The 17,304-nt window shown below is 49.9% G+C and carries 14 protein-coding genes; 10 read left to right on the top strand and 4 right to left on the bottom strand.

All coding sequences use genetic code 11. The features are described from left to right. Nucleotides 1–15 precede the first annotated feature (15 nt). Nucleotides 16–699, bottom strand: a complete 684-nt coding sequence (locus MCB1EB_RS08650; RefSeq protein ID WP_052394033.1) for an RpnC/YadD family protein — start codon at nt 697–699, stop codon at nt 16–18. 315 nt (nt 700–1,014) lie between these two features. Continuing rightward, a complete protein-coding gene (gene trxB, locus MCB1EB_RS08645) occupies nt 1,015–1,974 on the bottom strand; it encodes a thioredoxin-disulfide reductase (protein WP_045365125.1) in 960 nt (319 codons plus the stop codon). A 208-nt stretch (nt 1,975–2,182) separates the two neighbouring features. Here trxB and MCB1EB_RS08640 point away from each other — a divergent pair, with 208 nt between their 5' ends. From MCB1EB_RS08640 to MCB1EB_RS08605, 10 genes are all read left to right on the top strand, one after another. Next, complete coding sequence (locus MCB1EB_RS08640) at nt 2,183–4,531, top strand: DNA translocase FtsK (RefSeq protein WP_045365128.1); 2,349 nt, start codon at nt 2,183–2,185, stop codon at nt 4,529–4,531. 12 nt (nt 4,532–4,543) lie between these two features. Beyond that, on the top strand, nt 4,544–5,251 hold the full coding sequence (gene lolA, locus MCB1EB_RS08635; protein ID WP_026921244.1) for an outer membrane lipoprotein chaperone LolA: 708 nt from the start codon (nt 4,544–4,546) through the stop codon (nt 5,249–5,251). 48 nt (nt 5,252–5,299) lie between these two features. Continuing rightward, complete coding sequence (locus MCB1EB_RS08630) at nt 5,300–6,604, top strand: replication-associated recombination protein A (protein ID WP_045365131.1); 1,305 nt, start codon at nt 5,300–5,302, stop codon at nt 6,602–6,604. Between the two features lie 134 nt (nt 6,605–6,738). Then, the gene (serS, locus tag MCB1EB_RS08625) at nt 6,739–8,040 is read left to right on the top strand and encodes a serine--tRNA ligase (protein ID WP_045365134.1); all 1,302 of its coding nucleotides are present in this window, start codon (nt 6,739–6,741) and stop codon (nt 8,038–8,040) included. Nucleotides 8,041–8,548: 508 nt separating this feature from the next. Beyond that, entirely contained in the window at nt 8,549–9,457 is a 909-nt protein-coding gene (locus MCB1EB_RS08620; RefSeq protein ID WP_045365137.1) for a LysR family transcriptional regulator, read from the top strand. Nucleotides 9,458–9,851: 394 nt separating this feature from the next. Continuing rightward, nucleotides 9,852–11,486 carry an ABC transporter substrate-binding protein gene (locus MCB1EB_RS08615; protein ID WP_045365140.1) on the top strand — a complete coding sequence of 545 codons (1,635 nt, stop codon included), beginning with the start codon at nt 9,852–9,854 and terminating at the stop codon, nt 11,484–11,486. A gap of 350 nt (nt 11,487–11,836) precedes the next feature. Next, nucleotides 11,837–12,145, top strand: coding sequence for a transposase (locus MCB1EB_RS12800; protein ID WP_431311536.1), 309 nt, complete (start codon nt 11,837–11,839; stop codon nt 12,143–12,145). A gap of 109 nt (nt 12,146–12,254) precedes the next feature. Beyond that, nucleotides 12,255–12,470: an IS3 family transposase gene (locus tag MCB1EB_RS12795; RefSeq protein WP_438819610.1), complete on the top strand. Its 216-nt coding sequence runs from the start codon at nt 12,255–12,257 to the stop codon at nt 12,468–12,470. Beyond that, the gene (locus MCB1EB_RS12790; RefSeq protein ID WP_045365150.1) at nt 12,461–12,703 is read left to right on the top strand and encodes an integrase core domain-containing protein; all 243 of its coding nucleotides are present in this window, start codon (nt 12,461–12,463) and stop codon (nt 12,701–12,703) included. The genes MCB1EB_RS12795 and MCB1EB_RS12790 overlap by 10 nt, the downstream gene beginning before the upstream one ends. Before the next feature lie 99 nt (nt 12,704–12,802). Continuing rightward, on the top strand, nt 12,803–14,473 hold the full coding sequence (locus MCB1EB_RS08605) for a BCCT family transporter (RefSeq protein WP_045365153.1): 1,671 nt from the start codon (nt 12,803–12,805) through the stop codon (nt 14,471–14,473). 63 nt (nt 14,474–14,536) lie between these two features. Here MCB1EB_RS08605 and MCB1EB_RS08600 read toward each other — a convergent pair whose 3' ends face one another. Then, complete coding sequence (locus tag MCB1EB_RS08600) at nt 14,537–15,256, bottom strand: 3'-5' exonuclease (protein WP_026921236.1); 720 nt, start codon at nt 15,254–15,256, stop codon at nt 14,537–14,539. After that, entirely contained in the window at nt 15,253–17,130 is a 1,878-nt protein-coding gene (locus tag MCB1EB_RS08595) for a DUF294 nucleotidyltransferase-like domain-containing protein (RefSeq protein WP_045365156.1), read from the bottom strand. The genes MCB1EB_RS08600 and MCB1EB_RS08595 overlap by 4 nt, the downstream gene beginning before the upstream one ends. Nucleotides 17,131–17,304 lie beyond the last annotated feature (174 nt).

The following is a 17,304-nucleotide window of genomic DNA, read 5'->3' as shown; positions in this document are numbered from 1 at the left end:
ACTATTGTAGATAATTTAAAACTCTTTAGGTAATGTCAATACCCCTTCGATAAAATGACACAGATTGAAAATCGCTTCTCGCGTTAACCCTTTTTGATATAACTGCCGCATTAACGCAAATTTATGCTGGTAACGTGCATTGGGATCACTACGCGTCTCCAACGCCGCAAGATGCGCAGCCACGATCGTGCCAAATGGGTTAGAGTGCTCTAATAAAGTGGCGCGTTGCGCTCGATAGTCGATGAGTTTGCTGGTTAGAAAGCGAAAATGGTTCACTTTATGACCGCAGACTTGCATCGGATAGCTTTTAGGGCGCCAGTTACAGCGCTCATCGGTTAAAACCGCCATCGTGAGGACCGGCTGTCGGTAACGATCATATAAGCGGTAAAAATATTCAAAAAGCCGCTGCGCAAAGTCAACCTCATAGTGGCCCTGAAACTCGACATGTAATAGCACGAAGCAGGTTGCCCCACTTTTTAAGCGCACTCTAAGCAATTTATCTACGAGCTTTTTACCCACTTGGCTTTTTACGCTCAGGCTTTGCAGCTCCTTATCCAACGTTTGATACTGAGCGTCCCAGGCAATTTGAGCCGCAATTTCCTGATAGAAAAATTGCATGAACTCTCGAAAGTAGACATCTAATGCGCTCTTCCAGGCTTCATCGGCATGGGAGCGGGGCGTACTGATTAAATTCGCCATGAGAATCTTTTAAGAACTCAGTGAATGGATGATTTAATCTACTGTATACGCTCGGCTTTGGTTTTGATATACGCCAAAAGTTATAAATTGGGTGGGCGGGCAGCGGGTATTAATGGATTTTTTATATTTATTGCTCACTCATCGCTGTAGCTATGTTTATCGATCGCAGCCTTAAGCCAGTAATGCGCTGTTTAGGGGCAGGAGTGGGGCTTATTTTGTGTGGATGAAGAAATAGTATTTCGCTTGACTTGGCAGGCCATTTTAGGTGGCCTGCACGGTCGAGATTAGAGAGGAAGTGCTTGACGCACTGATTGATCAGCTCAGCGCTAAGCTTTCGAGGTAGCGTTGGGCATCGAGCGCAGCCATACAACCTGTGCCGGCACTGGTAATGGCTTGTCGGTAAATCGAATCTTGTACATCACCGGCAGCGAAGACGCCCTCTATACTGGTTGCGGTTGCATTGCCGACGAGCCCAGCACGGGTGCTGATATAACCATTTTTCATCTCAAGTTGCCCGGTGAAGAGATCGGTATTCGGTTTATGGCCAATGGCGATAAATACGCCGTGTAAGGGGAGGTCGGTTATTTGATGGGTTTGCGTGTGCTTAACCCGAATGCCTGTGACACCTGTAGCATCGCCTTGCACTTCATCTAGCACATGATCCCATTTGATTTCGACTACGCCAGCCTTTTCTTTTGCGAGTAATCGGTCCACCAAAATAGGTTCAGCCCGAAAAGTGTTGCGGCGATGAATAACGGTCACTTTTTTAGCGATTTGCGTCAGGTATAACGCCTCTTCGACAGCCGTGTTGCCGCCTCCAATGACCGCCACTTCTTGTTGTTTATAGAAAAATCCATCACAGGTCGCGCACGCAGAGACGCCTTTGCCCATAAAGGCTTCTTCAGACGGCAAGCCAAGATATTGCGCAGAAGCGCCGGTGGCGATAATCAATGCATCACAGGTGTACTCGCTTGCCTCGCCCAGCAGGCGCAGTGGCCGTTCATCAAGCTTTGCTGTGTGGATATAGTCAAATACTATCTCTGTATTAAAGCGTTGCGCGTGCTCAAGAAAACGCTCCATTAATGCTGGGCCTTGTAAACCTTCGGCATCGGCAGGCCAGTTCTCGACTTCCGTGGTGGTCATTAACTGGCCGCCTTGGGCAAGGCCGGTAATGAGCATCGGCGACAAGTTTGCGCGCGCTGCATAGATGGCTGCCGTATAGCCGGCTGGGCCAGAACCTAGAATAAGAACTTTTGCATGTTTTGTGGATCGCATATCGAGGACGGAAAATTTAGAGTTTGAGCGCCAAATAGCATATTATATGTTTGTTTAAGCGTGTCAGCTTATGCGATTGTGCGTATTTATAACCGCATAGTGTTGCGTTGCGGATTAATTTCAGCCTCTGCGCGCGCCCGTTTTCAGTCTAAACGGCCTTAATCTCTTGGCGTTGACTTCTTAAGCTGGAAATAGTAAATATTGGCTCATGGCGAAATCTTCTTTTTCTTATAGTGCACAGGCGTTGCCGCGCCGGATCTCTCACCTGGTTATTGAAATTCGCTGGCTGCTGCAGCTTGCGTGTGTATTTTTGCTGTTGATGGCGCTGATTAGCTATAGTCCATTGGATCCAAGCTGGACCCATGCTGTGCAGGCTAACCATATTGCTAATTGGGGAGGGCGCGTAGGGGCATGGATGGCGGATATTTTGCTCTTGTTCTTCGGCTTTTCAGCTTATTGGTGGGTGGTATTGTTTGGGCGTCGGGTGGTCTTGGGTTACTGGCGCATAGCACGCGCTCCGGGGCAGCCTGAGCTCAGCCAAAAGCCCTCGGCAACAACGCAGCAATTGCATGCGCCCTTGCCGGAGGGGGGCTGGCTGCTTGAATTATTTTCTTTCGCGTTAATCTTAATTGCTAGCGTTGGGCTTGAGTCAATGCGGCTCTGGTCCTTATCCGCTAACTTGCCGCGTGTGCCTGGCGGTGTGCTGGGGGATGCGGTAGCGGCGCAAGTCTTGCATGCTCTGGGCTTCACGGGCGGTACGCTGGCGCTTTTGCTGCTGTTGGCGATTGGGGGCTCGCTATTTTTTCGCTTTTCTTGGTTAAATGCAGTTGAGCGTATTGGGGATGGGATTATCGCTGCGCTGAGGTTCATTAAAATGCGCTATGAAGCGCGCCGTGATCGAAAAGTAGGCGAGGTTGCTGCAGTCCGCCGTGAAGGCAGGCTTGAGCAAGATCGCGTGCGAGTTGAAGAACATGAGCCGGTGCGGATTGTGCAGGCAGTCAACCCGGTGGTGAAATCCGAGCGGATTGAAAAAGAAAAGCAGCAAGCGCTTTTTCATGATTTGCCTGATAGCATTTTGCCGCCGCTTGCGTTACTTGATGCGCCGTCAGCTGTGCAAGAAACGATCTCGGCGGACACCCTTGAATTTACTTCACGTTTGATCGAAAAAAAATTAAAAGACTTTGGCGTTGACGTCGTCGTGATTGCGGCTTATCCGGGACCTGTGATCACACGCTATGAAGTCGAGCCGGCGGTGGGTGTTAAGGGGAGTCAGGTTGTTAACCTAGCAAAGGATTTAGCGCGTTCGCTTTCGTTGGTGTCAATTCGCGTCGTGGAGACCATTCCGGGCAAAAATTATATGGGCCTTGAATTGCCCAATTTACGTCGCCAAACCGTCCGTTTATCTGAAATTTTAGGTTCTGAAGCGTATGCTGCCGCTACTTCAGCGCTGACGATTGCACTGGGTAAAGATATTAGCGGCAAGCCTATCGTTGCTGATTTAGCCAAAATGCCGCATCTGCTGGTAGCCGGCACGACTGGGTCGGGTAAATCCGTCGGAATTAACGCGATGATTTTATCGTTGCTATATAAAGCAACGGCTGAGCAGGTTAGGATGATTTTGATCGATCCGAAGATGCTTGAGATGAGTGTTTATGATGGCGTGCCGCATCTGTTATGTCCGGTGGTGACCGATATGCGGCAAGCCGGGCATGCATTAAATTGGACGGTCGCTGAGATGGAGCGCCGTTATAAATTAATGAGTAAGCTTGGTGTGCGTAACCTCGGTGGTTATAACCATAAGCTGGATGAGGCGCACAAGCGCGAAGAGACCCTCCCGAACCCATTTAGCCTGACGCCAGATGCGCCTGAGCCGCTTGAGCGGCTGCCGCATATTGTGGTGGTGATTGATGAGTTGGCAGATCTCATGATGGTAGTTGGCAAAAAAGTCGAAGAATTGATTGCGCGCATCGCCCAAAAAGCCAGAGCTGCGGGCATTCACTTGATTCTTGCGACGCAACGGCCGTCCGTCGATGTTATCACGGGCTTAATTAAAGCCAATGTGCCGACGCGTATGGCTTTTCAAGTTTCATCAAAAATCGACTCACGCACGATCTTGGATCAACAAGGCGCTGAATCGCTATTGGGCATGGGCGATATGCTGTATCTGCCGCCTGGCACGGGTTTGCCAGTGCGGGTACATGGTGCTTTTGTGGCGGATGACGAAGTACACCGCGTGGTCGAAAAACTCAAAGGGCAGGGAGAGCCCAATTATATTGAGGGTATTCTGGAGGGCGGCGTGAATAACGAGATGGATGAAGAAACGGGCAGTCTCAATGGGGGGGGGCAAAGCGCTGAAGCAGATCCACTCTATGATCAAGCCGTTGAAATTGTCATCAAACATCGGCGCGCATCCATTTCGCTGGTGCAGCGTCATTTGCGCATTGGCTATAATCGCGCCGCTCGTTTACTTGAACAAATGGAGCAGGCAGGGTTAATATCGACCATGTCGGCAAATGGCAACCGTGAAATTTTGGTGCCAAATCGTGATTCAAATTAGACGGGGCAAGCAATGAAGCTTAAAACAGCAACTTTATTAAAGATTAAACTTGGACTTAAAAGACTAACGGCGGTATTCATAGCGATCAATGTTTTGTCGCCTGTCTATGCTAGTGAGTCTCCTGCCGCTACTGAGCAGCTCAATAATTTTATTGTCCAAGTACAAACGGCGAAAGGCCATTTTGTGCAGCAGCAGATTAAAACTGATCCAAAGCGCATGAAAGATGTGAATGATCCGGGTACCTGGCCGCGAGAAGCATGCTGCAAATCAAGCGGCTTCTTCTTATTTGAGCGGCCCGGTAAATTTATTTGGACTTATGAAGAGCCTTCTCGCCAAATTTTGCAGTCTGACGGTACATATTTTTATGTGTACGATAAAGAGCTCAAGCAAGTTATCAAGCGTAAGCTTGACGGTGTGCTAGGGGTCAGCCCGGCAGCGATTTTGTTTGGCAGCAATGATCTTAATAAAAATTTTAAGTTGCGCGATATTGGTAAAGAAGCAGGATTAAATTGGCTTGAGCTAAAACCCAGAGCTGCTGACACGCAATTTCAACGCATTCTCATAGGCTTTCGAAAAGGAAATTTAGAGGCCATGAAATTATTTGATCTGTTTGGAAACGTCACTTTATTGGTTTTCACAGATATGAAGAAAAACCCGAGCATACCTCCTGATCGCTTTAAATTCACGGTGCCGCAAGACGTAGACGTGGTTCAGGGATAAACTGTATCGCGCCTCATCTTCGTGCCTTATGTTCTGTAAGGGCAAGCCGTGTCTGATCTGTTCGCACAGAAGCCTGCTGCACCACTCGCTGAAGCCCTTCGCCCTAAGGCCTTGGACGAGGTGATTGGGCAGTCTCATCTACTAGGTGAAGGCAAGCCCCTAAGACTGGCTTTCCAGTCGGGCAAGCCGCACTCTATGATCCTCTGGGGGCCGCCGGGTGTTGGTAAGACCACCTTAGCAAGGCTCACGGCCACGGCCTTCAAGTGCGAGTTCATAGCCCTATCCGCAGTGTTTTCGGGCGTGAAAGATATCAGGGCCTCTATGGAGCAGGCAGAACAGAACTTGGCGATGGGCAAGCACACCATCTTGTTCGTAGACGAGATTCACAGGTTCAATAAGTCCCAACAAGACGCTCTTCTTCCTTATGCGGAAAGTGGCTTGGTGACGTTTATTGGCGCCACGACTGAGAACCCTTCTTTTGAAGTGAACTCGGCCTTGCTGTCACGTGCACAGGTCTACGTGCTGAAGTCGTTGACAGAAGAAGAGTTAAAACAACTCTTGAAGAGAGCGCAAGAAAAAGTACTGGATCATCTTGAGTTTGATGAATTGGCAAGGGGCACCATCATTGGTTATGCAGACGGTGATGCTAGAAGACTCTTGAACCTGCTGGAACAGTGTCAAACGGCTGCGGGCGTTGCTGATGTTAAGAAAATTGACGCCGATTTCATTCAGAACGCCTTGACCTTAAACAGTCGGCGTTTCGACAAGGGTGGGGACAATTTCTATGACCAGATCTCGGCCTTGCACAAGTCGGTGCGTGGTTCGCATCCTGATGCTGCTCTCTATTGGTTAACGAGAATGCTGGACGGTGGGGCTGATCCGCGGTATCTGGCAAGACGGATCGTACGCATGGCCTGGGAAGACATCGGGCTTGCTGACCCAAAGGCGATGCAGATTGCCAACGATGCGGCTCTCACCTATGAACGGTTGGGAAGCCCCGAAGGCGAGCTGGCACTAGGCCAAGCAGTGATCTACTTGGCTGTTGCCGCCAAAAGCAATGCTGGCTACAACGCCTACAACCAGGCTAGAGCCTTCGTGAAGCAGGACAAGAGCCGCGAAGTGCCGGTTCACCTGCGCAATGCTCCTACCAAATTAATGAAGGAACTGGGCTATGGGCATGAATACCGATATGCTCATGATGAACCCAATGCCTATGCTGCCGGTGAGGCCTATTTGCCTGACGGCATGACAGAGCCGGGCTGGTATCAACCAACCCCAAGAGGCTTGGAAATTAAGATTGGCGAGAAGCTGGCTCTGTTGAGGAAGTGGGACGAAGAGGCAGGAAAGAAATGAAAAGGGGTATAACGCCCCCTTTTTACTGTGTTCGTTCTGGTTCGCCAATGCTTTTCAATAAAACATAAGCGCAGCGCCACCTTAAAACCTACGTTAGAATCATAGTTTATCCTGTTCATCCTATCTTATTGTCCATGCTTGATATCCAGCTATTGCGTAAAGACCTTGATGTTATCGCGCACCGTCTTAAAAGCCGCGGTTACACGTTAGATTGTGCAACCTTTATGAAACTGGAGGCTGAGCGCCGCGAGCTGCAAGTGCGCACTGAAGAGCTGCAAGCGCGCCGTAATAGCCTTGCCAAGCAAATTGGCATTGCAAAAAGCCGCGCGCAAGAGTGTTCTGCGCTTATCGTTGAAGCGGACGAGATTAACCATATTCTCAAAGATTCGGCGTTACGGCTTCACGAGCTGCAAGCACGGTTAACGGAATTTATGCTGGATACCCCTAATTTGCCGCATGAGAGTGTGCCTCTGGGCCGCGACGAAACGCAAAATACTGAAATAAGTCGCTGGGGTGCGCCGTGTCGATTTGAGTTTGAAATTAAAGACCATGTAGATCTTGGGCTGCCGTTGGGGCTAGATTTTGATAGCGCAGTCAAGCTCAGTGGCACGCGTTTCGCGGTGCTACGCGGCCCGCTCGCACGGTTACAGCGTGCTTTGGCCCAATTTATGTTGGATTTGCATATCAATCAGCATGGTTATACAGAAATTCAGGTTCCTTACCTTGTCAACGCCACTTCTATGCGCGGCACCGGTCAGTTACCTAAATTTGAAGAAGATTTATTTAAAGTGCCGCATAAAGCCAGTGGCGAAAGTAATGCGTCTGAAGATTTTTACCTCATTCCAACCGCTGAAGTTCCGCTCACTAACTTGATGCGAGAAACCATTGTTACAGCGGATCAATTACCGCTCAAATGGGTTGCCCATACGCCATGTTTTAGATCGGAAGCAGGTAGTTATGGCCGTGATACGCGCGGCATGATTCGCCAACATCAATTTGAAAAAGTGGAGCTGGTGCAAATTGTGCCGCCTGAGCAATCTGATCAAGCGCTCGAAGAGCTTGTGAGCCACGCTGAAGCGGTTTTGCACAAACTTGAATTGCCCTATCGGAAAGTTTTACTGTGTACCGGCGATATGGGTTTTGGCAGTGCAAAAACCTACGATCTCGAAGTCTGGCTGCCATCACAAAACACTTACCGCGAGATTTCGTCCTGTTCAAATATGGAAGCGTTTCAAGCACGCCGGATGCAAGCGCGTTTTCGGCGGGGGCAGGGTAAACCTGAACTTATCCATACGCTAAATGGCTCGGGCTTAGCAGTGGGGCGTACTTTAGTTGCGCTGCTTGAAAATTTCCAAAATGCGGATGGCACAATCAGCGTGCCAAACGTGTTGCAACCTTATCTAGGGGGTATGAAGAAGCTTGAGGCGAGCGTATAAGCTCTTATTTAAACGCCCAGATTTGGGGGTGACCGGCCAAGGGAAAAGGCAACAGAGTTTCACGGTGTATTTTCCTTTGGCATTGACTTTATGTATAGTTTTTAATTATTAAAAAAATAAATAGTATCATTCGAATTTTTGAATAATTAAATTTCCCTAGTGCTTTACGAGCACGATGGTTTCTTCCTCTATTAAGCGCATAACCGGTTTGTGAATAAAACAACATAAAAATAAGAAGTCTCCCCTGCGCAGCTTACCTCAGTGTTAATATCAATCAGATTTAGAGCAGAAGCAGTATAGTGGTAAAGCGTTTGCCTTTTGAATAATTAAAAGAATTGAGCATGAACTGCTTAGTGCTATAAGTTTTTAGTATATGGGTCAAATTGACAGTGGGCGCACATGTTTAATGCAGGATAGTTTTGAGAAAGGCAATGCGGGGAACAGGTCACGTTATCTGTGATGCGCTATCCCTCCTTGGTGTAAAAGCCCGGGCTCTCCGCGCAAGAAAATGCTTAAAGAGATTAATCAGCGACGTATTCGTTATTTCCATGAAGTGCTTGCGCGTGGAACGATTCGTGGTGCGGCAGAGCACTTAAATGTTGCTGCTTCAGTGATTACCCGACAGCTTCGTTTGCTTGAAGAAGAGTTGGCGGTGACTCTTTTTGAGAGGCGTGCGCGCGGCGTCGTCCCTACCGAAGCCGCCGACGTTGTATTGCAATATTATCGGCAGTGTAATGCGAGTCAAGAGTATATGGAATCTTGCTTGCAAGAAATGCGTGGCATGCAGCGCGGGAGTATTCGGATTGGAGTTAATGAAGCGTATGTTCCGCCATTAATGGACGATGTGCTCAATGATTTTAGCCAGCAGTACCCGCGCCTCAATATTCATGTTGAAGTTTTGTTAACCACTGAGATTATGGCGCAAGTTATTCAAGATGAGATGCACATAGGGCTGGCCTATAATCCACCGGAAAATCCTGATATTCATTGTTATTTGAGAGCCAAGCGTCCTATCCGTTTGCTTGTCAGAAAAGGCCATCCGCTGATTAATCAACAACGTAAAATCGTTATTGCGGATGTGATGGACTATCCTTTAGGTCTGATGTCCGCTACTTCTGGCGTAGCACAGACAATTCAACTTTTAGAGGCGACAGAAAAAATTCGATTAGCGCCGATATTGACGACGAACTCAGTGCTTGTGTTGCAAGAATTTATCAGAGGTGGCGGTCTAGCATTTCTGGCTCCTGCGATGACTAATCCAAAGATTCTTAGCGGCGAAGTGATTGCATTGGAAATTGATCACCCGATTCTAACTGCTCCAGAGATTCATTTATTTGTGAGGCAGGGGCGGCCGCTTTCTGCCGCGATAAATCAGCTTTTAAAGCAAGCTGAAACTAAATTATCGCTTTTCAATTAAGGGATCTGACGGGATCCCTATATAAAAAATAGCTGTAATAATATCAGGCCGACTAGAAAAGGATTGAGGTGAAAGCAAATATTTGTTGGGTGAGGGGGGAGCGTTTCTCAAGTGTGCGCGTGAGTTAGCTTGATTCTTTGACCATTTGAATTCTGCCTGACGGCGCTCAAGATGAAATATAGGTTTGTTACTTGATGTTTACTTTTTTTTGTATAAAGTAATAAAAAGGTTTTGATAAAAATCAATTGTTCGATACCGGTCCTATGGGGAAGTGCGCGAGTATCTGTAGATATAGAAGCATGGTCAGTTTTTGTAGTTTTTTCTGTCTGGCAAGAGGCTAGAACGAGAGTTCGTTTAGATTAATTTAGTTTTTTGCAGCACGCAAGGGGAACTCATGGAAAAGAATAACTGGATGCGCACTCTACATAGCACGGTATCGATATTTGCATTGATGGCGCTGTTGCTGACCCTGCTGTTTGTCTTTATTTTGCCCCGTCCGGCATATGCGGCACTCCCAAATAAAACCCTTCTTTATTGTTCTGAAGCCAGTCCAAGAAGCTTTGATCCTTCCCAAGCGGGCGCGTCTGTTGAATATACAGCGGGTGCTTTCACAGTCCATAATCGGCTGGTCGAATTTGACCGCGATGTCATGAAAATTGGACCTGGCCTTGCTACACATTGGGAGATTTCGCCGGATGGGTTGCGTTATACCTTTTATTTAAGGCGTGCCGTAAAGTTTCATACAACATCGTTCTTCAAGCCTACGCGGGATTTTAATGCAGACGATGTACTCTTTACTTTTGGGCGGATGCATGATCCACAACATCCATTTCGCAAGGCTTATCCCGTTCCGTTTCCCTATTTTACTAATCTGGGCCTGGACAAAGAAATTGTAGAAATTAAAAAACTTGATGACTACACGGTGCGCTTCACTTTAAAATCGGTTAATGCCCCGTTTTTGATGAATTTGGGATTGGGCTTTGCTTCAATCTTGTCCGCTGAATATGGGGAAAAATTGTTAAAAATGGGCAAGGCGGCTGATATTAACCAGCGGCCAGTTGGCACGGGCCCTTTTATTTTTAATGACTATACCAAAGACGTATCAATCCGTTTTGATGGCAATCCCAACTATTGGAAGCCAGAAGACGTACAAGTATCAAAGTTGGTTTTTTTAATTACGCCTGATCCTGCATTAAGGTTGCAAAAACTTAAGAAGAAAGAATGCCATGTGATTAATCATCCGAATCTAGATGACCTGGATGCAATCAAGAGCGAGCCGAATCTCAAGTTATTCAGCCGACCCGCTCTGATTCTTCATTATTTGGCTTACAATATGTCGCATAAGCCGTTTGACGATATTCGCGTGCGCCAGGCACTGGATATGGCAATTAATAAAGAGTCGATTAACCAGATCGCCTTCCGTGGGACTGGGAAAGTAGCGGAAATACCCATCCCGTCGGTATTTTGGAGGCAAGATGGACCCCATGCGAATCGGTCATATAATTTGCAAGAAGCCAAAAAATTATTGGCGCAGGCAGGCTATCCAAATGGCTTAAAGCTTTCGTTGTGGGTAAACCCGTTGCATAAATCAACAGAAGTCGCGGCTGAAATGATTCAGGCCGATTGGCGTAAGATGGGTGTAGAAGCGAGCATTAGGTTGTATGAATGGGGCGAATACCTTAGGCGCGCGCGCGCCGGTGAACATGATGTCGCGCTAACGAGCTGGACCGGCTCTCCTGATCTAGACGATTGGTTGGGGGTATTATTGACCTGTGGGGAAAGAAATAACAACAATTATGCGCAATGGTGCAACCCATCGTTTGATGGATATATCCAAAAGGCGCGCGAGACAATAAACCCCACTGAACGCGAGATTTTTTATAAAGAAGCATTGCAGATTTTTATTCGTGAACAACCCTTTACGCCCCTTACCCACGTAGCAGTTTACCAAGCAACTAGAAAGGAAGTGACCAACTTCAAAGTGAATTATCTTACCGCTGTGTTATTTACGGGTGTGGGTTTGGAGTGAGCAAGTTTTGCCCCCTTTTGATAAGGGGGTAGTTAAGGTTTAAGCTGACATTTTTCTTATTTAAGTAGAAAATGGAAAGAGAGATAAAGAAAATTTAATGCATCAGAAATAATAAAAAACCAGGTTGGGTGATTAACTCCAGAAGTAAAAAGCGGCGGCGACATTAAAAATTGCCTTAGCGTGACCTGAATGTAGGCAGCGTCGAATGAGTGATGAGTTGGGCAAGAAAGGGGTCTTTGTATCTGGTTCCGGAATCCATTCGGCCGCTGCCTTCATATTATCGATGCGTTGATTTCGCCACACTGTAACTAGCTTGGACCTAAAAGAAGTCCAAGATGAGTTAATCCAGAGTGCCGTATCCGGCAGCATTTCGTCAACAAATGATCGAATTGGTGCAGCTTGGTAAAAGTGCTAATGAGTTAGCACAAGAATTTGGTTGCTATGCCAAGACGATCAAGAAATGGGTAACCCAAGCATCCACTACTCCAGCGCATACCGCATTAAGTACAACCAGTCTGAGTACTGCTGAGCGCGAAGAGCTGAGTCGATTACGCCGCCAAGTACGTCAACTCCAAATGGAGCGAGATATTCTGGCAAAGGCTACGGCCTGGTTTGCCGCCAAAGGCGAGAAGATGTTCACCCCCTCTTCGAGCTTTTAATGGGGAATCAGGCCGACTTGCCTTTACAGGTATTATGCCGCGTTCTTGGAATTTCACGCAGTGTATACTATGCTTGACGCGAGCGCCAAGTCGTCGTAAGCAAGCAAATTTGAAACTGATAGTATGCATTCGCACTATACATGCTCAATCAGATGCCACCTATGGTATGCCCCGTGTGCGTGCTGAACTCATGGAACAGCGTTGGATTGTGAGTCGTCAGCATGTGGCGCGGCTGATGCGCATGCAAACATCATTCATCATAGCGATCGCGGCAGTCAATACACTAGTCTTGCTTTTGGCAGCCGCTGCAAGGCAATGGGCGTAAAATCTTCTATGGGCAGCGTGGGGGATGTTTATGATAATGCGATGGCGGAAAGCTTTTTTGCCAGCCTTGAATGTGAATTACTCAACCGTTGCAGTTTTAAAAGTAAAGTAGAAGCACGCTTAGCCGTATTTACCTGGATTGAGGCATGGTACAACCTCAAGCCTAGGCACTATGCTATCAATTATATGTTACCTATTATTTTTGAAAAAAGCTGTTTGCAAAAAATGGGCTAACTCTAATACAGGTGCACACATCTCGTTTTTACCATAGGAACAGCGGGACCTATCAGACCATTGCACGCCGAAGCATGCCATTAATAAAAGGAGTTTCTCGTGGGTAAAAACCCTGTAGACGATCTATCAGGACAATCCCAGTCAACCAGCATAGAGGGGATACCCGCCCCAAGCGGCAAAGCCAACCTTATCGACACCGACTACGTTATCGGGCAGGACAATATCCGAGGTCAGTTCTCTTTTTCCCTGGATATTCACGGTAAAGTTTTCATCATCTCCGCGGCTACTATTCTGCTGTTCGTCATCGTAACGCTTGCACTGCAGAATGAAGTCGAACCGCTTTTCAGCGCTATGCGCAGTTGGTTGACTGAGCATCTGGCCTGGTTCTTCATGAGTGTCGCCAATATCTTTGTGGTGTTATGTCTGGCGCTGATTGTCTCGCCACTGGGCAAGGTTCGATTGGGCGGCAGGGATGCCACGCCGGATTATTCGTACCTGGGCTGGCTCTCCATGCTGTTTGCCGCCGGGATGGGTATTGGCCTGATGTTCTACGGTGTGGCAGAGCCCATGTCCCATTACTCTGCGGCCATGGGAGGTGTCACACTCGACGCCGCCGGGGCGCGTACCGACTGGGCCCCTCTGGGCGGCGCAGCGGGCGACATGAAAGCCTCCGCCGACCTGGCCATGGCCGCGACGATCTTTCACTGGGGCCTGCACCCTTGGGCCATCTATGCCATCGTTGGGTTATCCTTGGCTCTGTTTTCCTTCAACAAAGGCTTGCCGCTTTCGATACGCTCGATTTTTTACCCAATACTGGGTGAGCGCGTCTGGGGATGGCCCGGCCACATCATCGACATCCTGGCGGTATTCGCCACGTTGTTCGGGCTGGCGACTTCGCTGGGCATCGGTGCCGAGCAGGCCGCAGCGGGGATTGAACACCTGTTTGGCATTCAATCTACCAACGTGAGCAAAGTCGTGCTGATCATCGGCATCACCCTGATTGCCCTTTGGTCGGTGCTCGCCGGGCTGGAGAAGGGCGTCAAGCTGCTTTCCGAAATCAACATGGGCCTGGCGCTGTTGCTGCTATTGTTCATTATTGTGGTTGGGCCAACTCTGGCTATCCTCACCGGCTTCTTTAAGAATCTGGTGACCTATGCTGAATATTTACCGGCACTTTCCAACCCCTTTGGTCGCACAGATACCAAGTTCACCCAAGGCTGGACTGCGTTCTACTGGGCCTGGTGGCTCAGTTGGTCGCCTTTCGTAGGCATGTTCATTGCCCGTGTCAGCCGTGGCCGTACCGTCCGCGAGTTCTTGATATTGGTTCTGTTAATGCCTTCGCTGGTGTCGGTATTGTGGATGACTACCTTTGGCGGAACCGCCATCGACCAAACCGCTCTCCAGGGTCTCAGCGGGGTCAAGGATGCGGTGTTGGAGCTCAAGCTGTTTGCCATGCTCGAAAGGCTCCCGCTTAAGGAAATCACGTCACTGCTCGGTATCGTGCTGGTGATCATATTTTTTATCACCTCTTCGGATTCCGGCTCCCTGGTCATCGATACGATCACCGCCGGCGGCAAGGTCGATGCGCCCGTTCCACAGCGTGTCTTCTGGGCCATCATCGGAGGGGTGATTGCCATTGCCCTGTTGTTGGGCGGAGGTTTGATCGCGTTGCAAGCCATGGCGGTTTCCACGGGTTTACCGTTTGCCATTGTCTTGCTGCTGGGCTGTATTTCTCTGGTCAAGGGATTGATGTCTGAACCGCGAGCCTGACCCATTAGTAAAGTGTTAACCCCATTGTGGCGAGGAAGCGTGCTCCCTCGCCACAATGTCATTTCAATCCCACAATTGCCTGATGGCGATGGATGGGCTGTAGTGAGTGGCTATTTGCGCTTGCAGCAGCTCCGCGGTAGCTAGGGCATCGGTCAAGGCATGATGGGCGTGATAGGGCGGCAGATGGTAGCGCACGCGACTGTCCGCTAGCCGGATAGAGGCAGGGGACCGCCGAAACAGCCGGTAAAGCCAACCGCGATCACCGCAGACCTGTCGCGCCTCCAATTGCATGGTGTCAATCACCGGGAAATGCAGGCCTTCCCCGAAGTGGTGGCGTAACGCCTGATCTAGAAAGTTGCGCTCAATGGCTCGGTAATGCACGACCATGATTTTCCCTTCCATGGTCTCCAGCACTTTTTTCATGACGTCCGGCAACCGAGGTGCATGGCGGACGTCGGCGTGGGTGATGCGGTGAAACGTCACCGATTCATGGCTCAGCTGCGAAGGCTTGATCACCCAATACAAGGCTTCGCCACAGCGTATCCGCTTCAGGGTGAAAGGTAGCAGGCCGATACTGACGATACTGTCGGTGAGCGCATCCAAACCGGTGGTTTCCAGGTCCATGGCCAGCAGTTCTACCTGCTCCAGCGGGGTCTGGGCGCTGATGACGCCAGCCTGATAGAAACGCTGCAGCAGGGGGTGCCGGGCTTGCTGCGCTAGTAGCTTAAAGCGTGCCGCCCAGTCTAGAGTTTCCTGCCCCTTCGGGGTCTGTGGGTGGTTCATCGTGTTGGCCGGGCATGACCGGGATAACGGAACCGCAAGAATTTCTGCGCATTACTCAATACCTGAAACGCTTCCTTGAGGTTGTGACGCTCAGTCGTGGAAAAGCGCTCAGGCTCGATGTAGTTGTCCGGTTTGTGGCCTTGTTCGATGGCATTGGCCTGGTGTCGAATGCGCACCATCGAAAGAAATTCCAGTGCGTAGCGTAAATGCTCGATGGCTTCGGGTTGCACCAGCTGCGTGGTGCTGATGGCTTCGAGTCGATCAAAGGAGTTTTGCGCTGTGGTCCCGCAAGCCAGGGCATGGATGCGGATCAGGTCGGTCAGGGGCCCTGTACCACGGCCCTTGAGGTTGATGATCTGTTTCTGCCTGCCATCGGTTTCCATCACAAATGTGCGAAAGAAACCTAACGGTGGCGTCCGGTTCAATGCATTACGGGCCATCGCCGCTAGGAAGGCGGGCGTCACTCTGGATCTTTCAGCGCAGAGTGCCTTTAGCGCGTCCACCATGTCCAGCTGACCATAGACCCCGTCCAGATCAAAGAAGATGTAACTGTTGAGAAGGGTGGCGGCGTTCGGCTTCTCGATCCACTGGCTGAAATAGTCGCGCCACACCCGCAATGGCTGACGCCATTGGACATTGGTTGCCATGATGCCGCCCTTGCAGTAGCTATAGCCACATTGTGCGAGCCCGTCGCTGACGAAGGTGGCCAGTTTCCTGAAATATTCGTCGTGCTGCGCCGGGTCGAATCTATCGTCCAGCACCAGTGCGTTGTCCTGGTCGGTGACCAGCAATTGCTCGTCCCGCGCCATCGATCCCAGCACCATGAAGCAGTACGGAACCGGAGGCGGTCCCAGCTCCCGCTCGGCCAATTCGAGCAATCGCTGGGTGAAGGCGCGGCCAATGCCCGAGATGGCGCTGCCGATCATATGGGCCGTCGCGCCATTGCGCACCATGCGAATGTAGGTGCCGCGCAGATCCCTGTGCCGCGATCGCAGGCCGTCGACGGAGGTCTGGTTGGAGATGCTGTTAACCAGGTACAGGCTGCTCTGGGACTCGTGCCGGATAATGTCCGACAGGTTGATCAGGCCCAGTGTACGGCCCTTGTGGACCACCGGCAGGTGATGAATATTGCCCCTGAGCATGCACAACATGGCTTCGAACAACGAGTCATCGTCCTGGATGACCACCAGATCGGTCGACATCACTTCGCCGATGGCGGTGTCGCCAGTGCGGTTGGCGGCTACCACGCGGGTACGCAGGTCCCGGTCGGTGACGATGCCGAGCATTTTTTCCGGATTTTGCCCGGCCGGCTCCAGGACCACGATACAGGAGACACTTTCCTGGGACATCAGCCGTGCGGCTTCGTGGACGCTAGTCTTGGGGGTTACCCAGACCAGATCCCGCGAAATCAGCGCACGGGCCTTGAGCTGGATCAGTTCGCTTGCACGCCCCTGGGCCTCGACCGCCGACTTCAGCCTTGAGTGACCTTCGGCCTCGACAAAATCGGCGAAGCTGTCATATCGCTCACACAGCTGGGCAAAAACATCCGCTGGGATGAAATAGATCAGGCTGTCTTCAAGGGCCCGTGCTGGGAAGCGAACCTTGTTACTACGCAACAGGCCGGCCTGACCGAAGATATCGCCCTCCACCAGACGGTTGTAAAGCTCGCCACTGCGCCGATAGATTTCGACTGCGCCACTGCGCACATAATGCAGGTCGTGAATGACGGCACCGGCCTCGAGGATCTCGCTGCCGGCCTTGAAGTAGCTGACCTCGACGCGTCGGGCGATGGCTTCCAGGGTTTCCTGGGGCAGGGCGTCGAAAGGGGGAAAGCGATGAAAATGCTCGCTGATTTCCAGTAACTCGATCTGCATGGAACCTCGTGGTGTCAACCGCAATTGAAAATTGATACAGTTTTTGAAGAAGCAGTAACCCTGCCCGATTTTGACGTACAGTCATTTTTTATTGCAGAAACTTAAATGACGTTCATATTGAGCAGGAGATTGATAATCAATTGCGGAATGCAAACAATATGAATTATAAAATCC

The organism is Mycoavidus cysteinexigens, assembly GCF_003966915.1.
In the GTDB taxonomy this organism is placed as follows: domain Bacteria; phylum Pseudomonadota; class Gammaproteobacteria; order Burkholderiales; family Burkholderiaceae; genus Mycoavidus; species Mycoavidus cysteinexigens.
Note: the sequence above shows the minus strand (reverse complement) of the source record. Positions and strands in the feature narration are given on the sequence as shown.

Bases quoted from the DNA above. Each gene is read 5' to 3' on its own strand.
- serS (WP_045365134.1), top strand. From the start codon at position 6,739: ATGCTTGATATCCAGCTATTGCGTAAAGACCTTGATGTTATCGCGCAC.
- lolA (WP_026921244.1), top strand. From the start codon at position 4,544: ATGAAGCTTAAAACAGCAACTTTATTAAAGATTAAACTTGGACTTAAA.
- MCB1EB_RS08600 (WP_026921236.1), bottom strand. From the start codon at position 15,256: ATGAACCACCCACAGACCCCGAAGGGGCAGGAAACTCTAGACTGGGCG.
- MCB1EB_RS08640 (WP_045365128.1), top strand. From the start codon at position 2,183: ATGGCGAAATCTTCTTTTTCTTATAGTGCACAGGCGTTGCCGCGCCGG.
- MCB1EB_RS08595 (WP_045365156.1), bottom strand. From the start codon at position 17,130: ATGCAGATCGAGTTACTGGAAATCAGCGAGCATTTTCATCGCTTTCCC.
- MCB1EB_RS08620 (WP_045365137.1), top strand. From the start codon at position 8,549: ATGCTTAAAGAGATTAATCAGCGACGTATTCGTTATTTCCATGAAGTG.
- MCB1EB_RS08650 (WP_052394033.1), bottom strand. From the start codon at position 699: ATGGCGAATTTAATCAGTACGCCCCGCTCCCATGCCGATGAAGCCTGG.
- MCB1EB_RS08615 (WP_045365140.1), top strand. From the start codon at position 9,852: ATGGAAAAGAATAACTGGATGCGCACTCTACATAGCACGGTATCGATA.
- trxB (WP_045365125.1), bottom strand. From the start codon at position 1,974: ATGCGATCCACAAAACATGCAAAAGTTCTTATTCTAGGTTCTGGCCCA.
- MCB1EB_RS12790 (WP_045365150.1), top strand. From the start codon at position 12,461: ATGGGCGTAAAATCTTCTATGGGCAGCGTGGGGGATGTTTATGATAAT.